The organism is Bradyrhizobium sp. UFLA05-112, from assembly GCF_053572325.1.
In genome coordinates this window covers 149,511-160,315 of sequence record NZ_JBANBK010000006.1, presented here as the reverse complement: position 1 = coordinate 160,315, position 10,805 = coordinate 149,511, and the positions used below count along the sequence as shown (strand labels likewise).

8 protein-coding genes and 1 pseudogene are annotated in these 10,805 nt (G+C 63.6%); 2 read left to right on the top strand and 7 right to left on the bottom strand.

The genetic code is table 11. The annotated features are described in order from the left end of the window. From SO180_RS05690 to SO180_RS05670, 5 genes and pseudogenes are all read right to left on the bottom strand, one after another. On the bottom strand, positions 1-1,283 hold a 1,283-nt coding region (locus SO180_RS05690), incomplete at its 3' end, for a CoA-binding protein (RefSeq protein ID WP_449377836.1). A 123-nt stretch (positions 1,284-1,406) separates the two neighbouring features. Then, positions 1,407-2,400 (bottom strand): annotated as a pseudogene (locus SO180_RS05685) (glycosyltransferase family 2 protein). Between the two features lie 176 nt (positions 2,401-2,576). Beyond that, a complete protein-coding gene (locus tag SO180_RS05680; protein ID WP_449377835.1) occupies positions 2,577-3,293 on the bottom strand; it encodes a DUF1614 domain-containing protein in 717 nt (238 codons plus the stop codon). Between the two features lie 175 nt (positions 3,294-3,468). Beyond that, positions 3,469-4,038 carry a class GN sortase gene (locus SO180_RS05675; protein ID WP_449377834.1) on the bottom strand — a complete coding sequence of 190 codons (570 nt, stop codon included), beginning with the start codon at positions 4,036-4,038 and terminating at the stop codon, positions 3,469-3,471. Positions 4,039-4,343: 305 nt separating this feature from the next. After that, positions 4,344-6,608, bottom strand: a complete 2,265-nt coding sequence (locus tag SO180_RS05670) for a marine proteobacterial sortase target protein (protein ID WP_449377833.1) — start codon at positions 6,606-6,608, stop codon at positions 4,344-4,346. Between the two features lie 186 nt (positions 6,609-6,794). Between SO180_RS05670 and SO180_RS05665 the strand changes: the two genes are divergently transcribed. Next, positions 6,795-7,556, top strand: a complete 762-nt coding sequence (locus tag SO180_RS05665) for a helix-turn-helix domain-containing protein (RefSeq protein WP_449377832.1) — start codon at positions 6,795-6,797, stop codon at positions 7,554-7,556. 48 nt (positions 7,557-7,604) lie between these two features. Here the strand turns inward: SO180_RS05665 and SO180_RS05660 are convergent, their stop codons facing one another. After that, a complete protein-coding gene (locus SO180_RS05660; RefSeq protein WP_449377831.1) occupies positions 7,605-8,078 on the bottom strand; it encodes a hypothetical protein in 474 nt (157 codons plus the stop codon). Here SO180_RS05660 and SO180_RS05655 point away from each other — a divergent pair. Continuing rightward, positions 8,067-9,086, top strand: a complete 1,020-nt coding sequence (locus SO180_RS05655) for a glycosyltransferase family 2 protein (protein WP_449377830.1) — start codon at positions 8,067-8,069, stop codon at positions 9,084-9,086. The two genes, SO180_RS05660 and SO180_RS05655, sit on opposite strands and share 12 nt — an antisense overlap. Positions 9,087-9,089: 3 nt before the next feature. Here the strand turns inward: SO180_RS05655 and SO180_RS05650 are convergent, their stop codons facing one another. After that, positions 9,090-10,643 (bottom strand): acyl-CoA synthetase, encoded by a 1,554-nt coding sequence (locus SO180_RS05650; protein WP_449377829.1) that lies wholly within the window; start codon positions 10,641-10,643, stop codon positions 9,090-9,092. Positions 10,644-10,805 lie beyond the last annotated feature (162 nt).

Here is a 10,805-nt window from a genome sequence, read left to right as displayed (position 1 = left end):
TCGTTGACGATGCGCAAGTTGCGCTCGCGCTGCTCATGTGGCGCCTTCGGCAGCTCAGCATCGATGATGACGATGTCGATGTCGGGATCGTCGATCATCAGCTTGATCGATCTCATGTACACGGAGGGATCGACCACCGCCGCAAAGCCGGCGTCGAGCGGATTGCCGACGATCGAGCCGGGACCCAACATCTTTGCGAGCTCGCCGCTGACATGCGGGCTCAGCGCCGCAAAATCGAGCCCGGCCGCATAGAAGGCATCGATCAGGAGCCCGCGTTTGCCGCCCGAGAGTGTCACCGCCGCAAGGCGATTGCCTTTCGGCACAGTGCTGTGCACGAAACATTCGGTGGTCTCGATCAACTCGTCGAGACCGCGCACGCGGATCACGCCCTCGCGCGTTGCGATCGCGTCGAAGGTTTCGATGGACCCCGCAAGCGCACCGGTATGCGCCATTGCCGCCGCCCGGCCGCCCTCGGAGGCGCCGAGCTTGAGCGCGATCACCGGCTTGCTGGCGGCACGCGCCGCCTTGCAGGCGTCGCGAAACGCCTTGGTGTTACGCACGCCCTCGAGATAGACGACGATCACGCGGACACTCGGATCCTCGGCGAAATAGCGCATCAGATCCGGCGTCTCGAGTCCGGCCTCGTTGCCGGTGGTCACCATGTAGCCGACACCAACGCCGCGATCCTCCAGCGCTTGGCGGATCGCCATCACGATGGCCCCGGACTGTCCGGCGATCGCCACCGTGCCCCGTTCCATGGTGACGACGCGGTCGTCGATATTGGTGAAGAGTTTTTCGCCCGCGCTTAAGTTTCCCAGGCAGTTCGGCCCGGTGACGGCGAGGCCGGTCTCGCGTATCGCCTGCTGCAATTCGGCTGCGAGTTTCTGGCTCTCCTCATCCTGCAACTCGCTGAAGCCCGAGGTGACGATGGTGGCAGAGCGCGCGCCGGCTGCGGCGGCATCGCGGATCACTTGCACGGCAAAGCGCGCCGGCACCAGCACCAGCACGTGATCGGGCGTTTCGGGGAGGCTTGAAAAGTCCTTGTAGCAGGACACGCCCCAGATCGTTTCGCGCTTTGCGTTGATCGGAAACAACGAGCCTGCGAATCGGTACTTGATCAGGTTGTTCCAGATGCGCTCGGCATAGTTGCCGGGCTTGTCGGTGGCGCCGACCAGCACGATGTTGCGCGGATGCAGCATCGCGTGGATGCCCTTCACGACGTCGCTGGCATCGGGAGCTGGAGACCATGGCAGGGCGGTCGCAGCAGTTACCTTTGCTTCCATGGTTCCTCACCTTGTTCTTCTTGGCGCGCGTTCTTGTCGGCACGTCCGCTTTTGTAGGGTGAGTTCGCATGGGTGGCAACCGTGCGGCCCGCATGCCGCCGCGCGGAATAGGGCGTGCCGCAATCAGTATTTCAGGAGGCCGAACTTGTAGCCGTAGTGATAGGCGATCTGGAGCGCGAGATAAGGCGCGATGACACGGCGGATCTCGGCCTGCGTCGGATCAATACCCAGCACGCGCCGCCGCAGGATTCCCATTTCCTTCACGCCGACCGCATAGGTGGCGGCGGTCTTCTGCGCATCGTGGATGCGGAAGCACGATAGAAAGCGCGGCAGGCGGACGAATTTGAAGCCCGCCGCTTGGGCGCGCAGAATGAAGTCCCAGTCCAGCGCATAATGGAAGTTCTCGTCGATCGGTCCGACCTTGTCCCACACCCGCTTGCGCCAGAACATGGTCTCTTGCGGAATGTAGTCGGCATATCTGAGCGTCTTGCCGTGATAGGGCGGTAGCACGGCGCGGCCGACCTCCAGCCCGTCGCGGTCGACGAACACGCGATGTCCATAGACGATGTCGACGTTCGGATTGGACATGAAATAGTTGGCGACATAGGCAAGCGTGCCGGGCAGCAGCATATCGTCGCTTGTTGAGGTACGCCATGATCTCGCAGTCGACGCCGGAAAAGCCGATGTTGATGGCGTTGGACTGGCCCCTGTCGGGCTCGCTGCGCCAGCTCAGGCTGTTGCCGCGCTTGCTCAGCAGCTCAGCCGTTCCGTCGATCGAGGCGCCATCCTGCACGTGATAGTGCAGGTTCGGATAGTTCTGGTTGAGGATGCTGTCGATGGTGGCGTCGAGATAGTGCACGTGATTGTAGCTCGGTGTCACCATCGCGATCCGCAGTGCGTTCGCAGGTGCCGGTGGCGCGGGCTGAAAGCCGTTCACGTTGAGCAGGCGCGGCGGATATTGCTCGAACGTCCACATCGGCGGCCGCCGCCAGAGGCTGCGCAGCGACTCCCGTCTTTGTCCCGCGGCGATGAGATGCTGGTTTCTCTCGAGAAGTGCGATGCGACTTTCGATCTGATCGAGCTGTTGCAAGACCTTCTGCTTGAATTCGTTGTCCATCAATAAAAGTTCCGCAACAGGAATGCAGTATCAAAATTCGACCGGCCGAGCCGCTCGCTACGAGCCGCTCTGTATACGTCTACGGCCCGAGATGCCAGTTCAGTTCCCCGCTCAAAACGGGTGTCCGGAAGCCATGGTTAGAAGCCACCGTTAATTGTGCGCGACATGAGAAGCTCTCACCAGACCTCCCTGGGTCTTGGGGGCGAGGCGATGCCAGCCAGCAGCACGGCCAGGATGCCCGTCAGGAAGATGCCGTCGAATGTGCCGGCGCCGCCGATCGACGCGACGGGGGCGCCGAGATTGCCGATCTTGTCGAGGTTGAGTAAATCGGCTCCGATCAGGGTGCCCATCGAGCCGCCGATATAGGCGAGCGGTGCGGCATATTCGCGCGACAGCAGGAAGGCCAGGATCGCCGTGACCACGACAGGCGCGAAGACGGGAACCGCAATGCCGACACCCTGCACTGGTGTTGCCATCATGTGGATGACGAAGGCGATCGCGATCACCGCGATCGCAGCCTTCAGCCAGAGCTGGTAGCGCAGCACGAGATAGCTCGACATCAATGTCGGGATCACAGCGCCGCCGACATTCACCGCAAGCACCGTGCCCGGCCATTGCGTCACCAGCGGCACAACATAGCGCATGCCGAAGAAATCGACGATCTCGCCCGAGCGCACCGCCTTGCCGGGCAGCACCGTGACCGGGATGTTGAAATAGCTGCCGATCAGCGAGCCGAACAACAGCAGCAGCGCAACGCCCGGTCCGACGCCAAGCTTCATATAGGCATAGCGCAGGATGCGGAGCTGGATCAGGACGATCAGCCCGGCGAACAGCAGCACCAGGACGGAAAACAGGCCGGGTGTGATCGGCAGGTACTGAACTTGTGAATGCATGGTCACACGGTTGGATCTGGCGCGGTACGGCCTTGCCACCATCCCACGGGATGGCCGCGATGACAAACTCGGAGCATGATCGCGAAAAGTGTGAAGCGGTTCTCCCTCGCGACAAACGCGGAACGCGGAGATTCATGCTCGAACAAGAACCCAAGGCGCGATGATAATTCGCCCTTTAGCTGCCGGTTCCAATCAGCGTCGCGTGCAGGATGTAACGGTCCGGACCCGGCGTGAGCGCGTTGAACGGCCAGCAGGTCGACAGCACGAGCTCGTAGCCTTGCGCGTTGGGATCGATGCCCGAGGCGTCGAAGCGCACAATGGCGGAGGAGTCGGCCCGGTAGTCGAAGCGCTTGCCGTCGCCACGTGTGACCTCGATCTCGTCGCCGATCGCAACATCCTTCAAGAAACGGAAATGCGTGTCGCGGTGTGCTGCGTAGACGGCGACGCCGCGCTCGCCCGCGTCCGCGGTCTGTTCGACATGTCCGGGACCGAAGGCGAGTGCCTGGCCGCTGCTGCCGGCGAGCACGATGGCGCTGGCGCCGATCCGCTTCACCTCGATCCGTGCCACCGGCCACGTATCCGCCCATGACCATGGCTTGATCGGCTGCCCAGTTGCGATGCTCCTGATGAACGCGCGTTCCAGCAGCACCTGCGCCAGCCATGCCTTGGCGTGGATGTAGGCGCCGTCGCCAAGCAGAACGAGACCAACGAGGGCCAGAACGAGGGGGGAGATTAGGCGGGGCATTTGTGTTCACTCCCGGCGTTGCGAGCGTGTGTGAGCTGTCCTGCGTTCGCGAGCCTCGCCTCAGCCACCGTTGTCATTCCCCGCGAAAGCGGAGAATCCAGTACGCCGCAGCCTCTCCGTATCCTCGCACGCTCTCTGGAATACTGGATCGCCCGCTTTCGCGGGCGATGACGATGAGAGTGTGGCGCGTGCGCGCCCCAAACTCGCAATGACGGTGTTGAGACAAAAGGCGCGCGCGGCTGTTTGGGGCGGGTGACGGGCAGCCGCGCGCGCTGAAGAAGAGGAGGTGGCTGAGACCTCCTCTTTCATCCGGCGTCAGTGAGCAAAGGCTGACGCCGGTTGAACACGAACAGGACCAGGCTGAGCAGCAGCACGATCAGTCCCGCGATCATCTTCAACTCGGCCGAGGTTGCCGTCTTCGGCAGGCGGACCGTGTCGGCTGCCGCAGGCGTCGGACGCCGCGCGGTCGGCTTGGTACTCGCATCGGCATGACGCTCGCGGAGCTGCGTCGGCGCTAGTTGCGGTCGTTCGCCGAACACCTTTTCGAAGTCCCAGCCGGCCGGCAGGTTGATCGGCAGCTCACTGAGCCTCAGCGGCTGGCCTTCGGGGCGGCTCGGCGTCTTGTCGACGGCGACGAGGCTGGTCAGTCGGGTGACGATCTGGTGCTGCAGCGCCAGCCGCAAAATGGCCTTGTCGGCATCCTCGGGGCTCATCTGGCGCATCGTCCGCGCCACCTCGGCGTCGCCGATCTTGCGATTGGCCCAGAGCTTTGACAGACCCTTGCCCTCGGCGGCGTTCTGCAGAGGCAGCGTCACTGACCACGGCCGGTCACCGACGCGGCCCTTGATCTCGAGCGAGCCAGCAAGCTTGTCGAGCTTTGCCGCAAGCACCAGCGGCTCGTCGCGATACACGTCGGGAATGATCGCCGGCGTAATATCGGCCGAGGCGTCCGAGAACCTGGCGGAGAGGCCAGTCACGGCCGGATTTTCCAGCTTGGCGAACAGGCCGCGCATGCGTTCCTCGACCTGCTCGACCGAGCCGATATGGGTGAAGGCGCCGCGTCCGAGCTCGGACGCGCGGGTCATCAGATAAGTGTTGGGCGCAGAGCCGATGCCGACCATGAAGATGCGTGAGCGGCCGCGCATCGCCGTGATCGTTTCGAACAATTGCTGCTCATTGCCGATTGCACCGTCGGTCAGGAACACGACCTGGCGGACCATGCTGGTGTCGCCGAGACTGTCGGTCAGCGCGGCGCGCATCGCCGGCACCATCTCGGTGCCGCCGCGGGCTTGAAGCGCGTCCACGAAAGCGGTTGCCTGCCGCACATGCTCGATGTCGGCGGGCACTGATGTCGTGAACAGCACGTCCATGGTGTCGTCGAAGCGGATGACGTTGAAGCGATCGTTCGGCTGGAGGCGCGCGAGGGCGTAGTTCAGGCTCGCCTTGGCCTGGATGATCGACGTGCCGCCCATCGAGCCGGAATTGTCGATCACGAACACGACTTCGCGCGGCAAGGGCTTTTGAGTCGCTTGCTCGATCGACGGCGGGGTCACGAAGGCGAGCAGGTAGTCGGCGTCGCCGACATGCTCGCGGAACAGGCCGACCGATGGCGCCTTCTCGGCAGCGGGCTTCCAGGTCAGCTCGAAATCGCGATCCGCAGGCACGGTGTCGTCTGCGAGACGAACGACCCGCGTTGCATTGTCGGGACTCTCGATCTTGACGGCATGGTGATGGCTCTTGACCTCGCCGAGCGCAAAGCCGCCCTGGAGGTGAACCGTGATGCTGGTCGGATTGACCGGCAGATTCTTGGCGGGATCCAGCACGGGCGGCGATATGCGATCACGATCCGGAACCGGGTCGGTCTTGCTCGCGCCCCAGCCGGAGCCATCGGACTGGAAATCGACGCTCTGTACGATCGGCGCCGGATTGTAGCGTGGCCCGACCACGAGCGGCACGCGCAGCGAATATTCGTTGCCGGACTGGTGCACCGGTTCCTGATATTCGATCTGCACCAGCACGGTTTCGCCCGGGCCGATATTGGCAACCGAGTTGGTAAAGATGTTCGGCCGTTCCTGTTCGGTGAGCGCGGCCTTCTGGCCGTCGCGGCGCGCCTGCTCGTAGATCACGCGCGCCTGTTGCCGCTCCTTGATGTCGCCGACGATGACGCGGTCGCCGACCACCATCTTCAGCGTGTCGACGGCACCGTTGTTGGCCATCGGATAGACGTAGGTCGCCTCGACCCAGTCCTTGGAGGGATTCCTGAACACTTGCGTGACACGGGCCCGCAGCGTCGGGCCGGAGACGGTGATGTCGACGTCGATGCCGAGACGGATGGCCTCTGTGGTGGCACCGTCGTCCTTCAGAAACAGCGTCCCCGAACGGGCCTCGCCGGGTTGCAGCAGGCTTGCCTGCTCTGACGTGGCCGACCAGCTCGGCACGAAGCTCACGAGCAGGGCCACGAAGGCGATCAGGATCACGGCAACGCCCTGCGCCAGCAGAAACAGCCCCAGATTGATCAGCTTTCGCAGCATGGGGTGCTCGTCATTGTCGGTCTCGTCATAAATGCTCATTTCACCTGCTCCCGAAGCACGTTTGGCTGGCCTCTATTTCGGCCGCGGAGGCTTGATTTCGCGAGCAGAATGATCGGCAATGTTCGGCCGCCGGCCACCTGGGCCGGCCGCCGCGGAGACGGCCCCGTACGGTTTTGTGCTGATTTGTCCGGCCTGCTAGAATGTCCGTCTGGAGCAGGAATAACGATGCATACGCCGGACAAGCAGCTTACCGATGAGCAAAGCCGCGAGGTCGCGGAGAAAATCCGCGAGGAGCTTGCCAAACGGCGCATCTCCCGGCAGGCGCTGGCCGAGCAGGCCAAGCTCAGCCTGTCGACGCTGGAGAAGGTGCTGGGCGGCCGGCGCCCGTTCACGCTGGCGACCACGGTGCGGCTGGAGCAGGCCCTGGGGGTCGCCTTGCGGAAAAATCACGCCGCGCCGCCGGCGCCTGCCGCAGGCAACGATGTCGCGCCCGACAGTCTCGGCTCCTATTCGCACCGCGCGGTGACCTGGCTCGAGGACGTCTACATCACGCTGCGGCCGTCATTTGGCGACAAGGATGCGCTCTTTGCCTACCGCACCGAGATCGCCTGGGAGCCGAAGGTATCGTCGCTGGTCTTCCGCGAGGGTGAGCGCACGGACGCTGCCTATGAGCATACCGGCGAGGTCGCCGTTCCCCATCAGTCCGGCTTCATCTATCTCGTCATCAACCGGCACGGGCAGCATCGCGTGATCACGGTGTCGCGGCCGACAGTGGCCGGCGAGATGTATGGCATCATCTCGACGTTGCGCGCCGGACCGGGCTCCCAGCTGACGCCGATCGCGGCACCCATTGCCCTCGTGCCGGCGCGAAACGTCAAGACGCCGACCTTGGGGCGGATTTCTCCCGACAACGTCAATTACGCGCTGTACCGTGACCATCTGCGCCGCACGGTGGACGAATCGTTCGCGCTTTTCCTTCCGGTCTAGCGGCTCTTTCGTTCCGGCGTCGCTTTTTGTTGAATTCATTTGCCCGTGTCATTCATGCCCAGTTCGCAAGCCGAGCCCGACGCCGAGCGTCCGCTGTTCTCCGTCATCATTCCACTCGATGATCACCGCGGGCAGTGGCAGCGATCCTGGTCCGGTTGGAACGCGCAGAGCGTCGATAGATCCTTGTACGAGATCATCTTTGTCGTACCGCCCGACCGGCTGCTCCGTGCCGAGCTCAAGAGTATCGTTGGAGATCAGGCTCATCTCGAATATGCCGAATCCGATCATGATATCGAGCTGAGCGCGCTCGGCGCCACGAAAGCCCGAGGTCGCTTCCTCTTCTTCACGGAATCGCATTGCTGGCCCGAGCCCGACGTCCTCGAACTCTGCATCCGAACTATCGAGGATCAACCCGGCTGGTCGGGCTTCTCCTGCAAATCGATTCCGATTTGCCACAATTCTCTGTCGGAAGCGGAAGCTGCGATGTATCAGGCCGACATCGAGTTCGGTATGAAGTTGCATCCTTGGCTCAAGGTGCTCGACCAATGCTTTGTGACGCGACGTGATGCATACGAGGAGTGCGGAGGCTTGCGCAGCGAGTTCGGCCATTTCGCCGAATGGCTCCTCGCTGCCAGCTATCATACGCGCGGCCACGCGATTGGCTATTTGGAAGAAGCCCGCGTACATCACTATTACATCGGCAGGCTCGATGAGCTCGAGATGTTCACGCGCGATTTCGTGGAAGGTGAGATTCGCTACCTGAGCGAAGGACGGCGTGAACCCGGCAGCGAGCTTCTGGAAATTCCCGTCGAATGGAGCCGCCAGGACAATTTCGATCCCGCGCTTGCGCGGAGAGCGTTTGGCGCGCTGGTGCTTGATGGCCGTTCTTGGTCGAAGCCAACTCACGAGACATGGCGCGGATTCCGGCGCTGGATCGGACCTGCGCTGTTTGGCGACCTCCACTCGCGCAGTGCGGCGCGGTTCGCGGCTGCCTATGACCGCTGCGTCCTGACCGTTCTGACGCGTGTCGGCTCGCGCGAGAGCGTAGCGCGATGGATGAAGCGTTACATCGCGGCCCTGATCGATTTTCAGCGTCTCGAAAGCATCCACCGCGTTCGCAACGCCAAAGGCGCTCCCTTGCAGCGGTTGGGCGATCCCGTGCTTGCGCAGGCCGGCTTCAATGCGGCGGAGATCTGGCAGGGCCGCGCCTTCCGCTGGAGTGAGCCCGAAGCCGCGGTCCGGATCAGCGCACGACCCGGCCGCAATGTCGTCCGTGTTCAATGCCTCAACGTCCGCGGACCGCTCGACCGAATCGGGCTTCGCTTCTATCTCGACGGCGCGCGTATCGCCGACCGATCGATCGCGATCCAGGAGGACGGCTTCGAGCTGCGCCTTCAGCTGCCATCGTCGGGCGAGTCCACGCTGGCGTGGACCTGCCCGCGTTTTGCGGCCGCGGGCGATCCGCGCCGCCTCGGCTTGCCGGTGGTGGCAATCGAAGTGACTAATGACGTTCAGCCGCGCGAGGCCTGAGGCTCAGGCGGTCGCGGGCGTGGCTTTGTCGGCTTCCGAAGCCGCCGAAAATTCCTTGCGCAGCGTCGGCTTGTGGATCTTGCCGGTGGCGTTGCGCGGGAGCGCGTCGACGAAGCGGACCTGGCGCGGGCATTTGAAGCGCGCGAGATTGGCGGCGCAGTGCGCGAAGATGTCCGCTTCGCTCAAGGCTAGTCCGGGCTTGACCGCGACGATGGCAAGGCCGACCTCGCCCCATTGTGCATCGGGAATGCCGATCACGGCGGCTTCCGCGATGGCCGCGATCTGATGCAGGGCGTTCTCGACCTCGGCCGGATAGACGTTCTCGCCGCCGGAAATGTACATGTCCTTCCAGCGGTCGACGATGTAGTAAAAGCCCTCCTCGTCGACGCGGCTGGCATCGCCCGTGTGCAGCCAGCCGTCAGTGAAGGAGGATCTGTTGGCTTCCGGCCGGTTCCAGTAGCCGGGCGTGATGTTCGGTCCTTTCACCCAGAGCTCACCAAGCTCGCCGACAGTGGCATCACTGCCGTCCGGCCGCACGATCCGCACCTCCGTATGCAGCACCGGCTTGCCGGCGGAGCCTGCTTTCCGCGCCGCATCCTCGCGGTCAAGCACCAGCACCGCCGGCGAGGTCTCGGTCATGCCGTAGCCCTGCTGAAGCGCGACACCGCGCGCCTCCCAGACCTTCAGCAGCGGCACCGGCATTGGCGCGCCGCCGACGCCGCAGGTCGCCAGCCGGCCCAGATCGGTGGTCGTAAAGGCTGGATGCTGCGCCATGAACTGGTAGATCGCGGGCACGCCGAAGAACACGTTGATGCCCTGCGCGGGATCGCCGATCAGTTGCAGCGCAAGGCCGGGATCGAAGGCGCGCATGATCAGCACGGTGCCGCCGGCATGCAGCGCAGGGTTGGTGTAGCAATTGAGCCCGCCAGTGTGGAACAGCGGCAGCACGGTGAGCAGCACCGTGGACGGCCCGATGCCGGCGGGGCCGCCGAGGTTGACGCAATTCCAGAACGTCATGCCATGGGTGATCGTCGCACCCTTGGGATGGCCCGTGGTGCCCGAGGTGTACATGATGGTCGAGATGTCATCGAGCGTCACTTGCTCGATCCTGTCGAGCGGCTTTGACGCCGCGATGCCCGCTTCGTACGAGCCCCCAGGGCCAAGCAGCAGCGTCGTGCCAACGCCGCAAAGCTTCGTCACCGCAAGCGCGGTCTCGCCGAGATCGCCGTCATGGACCATCACTTTCGGCGCGCAATCGGTGACGATGAACTGCAATTCCGGAACGGTGAGGCGTGTATTCAGCGGCACGAAGACCGCGCCGAGCCGGAAGCAGGCGAACTGCACCTCGAGCGTATCGGTCGTATTTTGAGCCAGCACGGTGACGCGATCACCGCGCGTGACGTTCAGGCCGTCGCGCAGATGCGTGGCGAGGCGCGAGATCCGCGCGTCGAATTGTTCGTAGCTGAAGCGACGCCGGCTCGCCAGGTCGACGACCGCGATCTTGTCAGGCGCGCGGCGGCTGTGATGAGCGATCCAGTCGTAATGGCGAACGGTCAAGTGTCCCTCCATTTGCGGTCTTGCGCCGTCTGCCTCTCATTGCCTTGCAACATGCCAGGCCGGCCCCGAGGGGCTGGCCTGAGTTTTTTGCAAGTTTCTTTTTTGGTTCGGAGTTGCTCCGCGAGGGGCTAAACTGTCTTGCGTTGAGTTGCTGGAGCATGG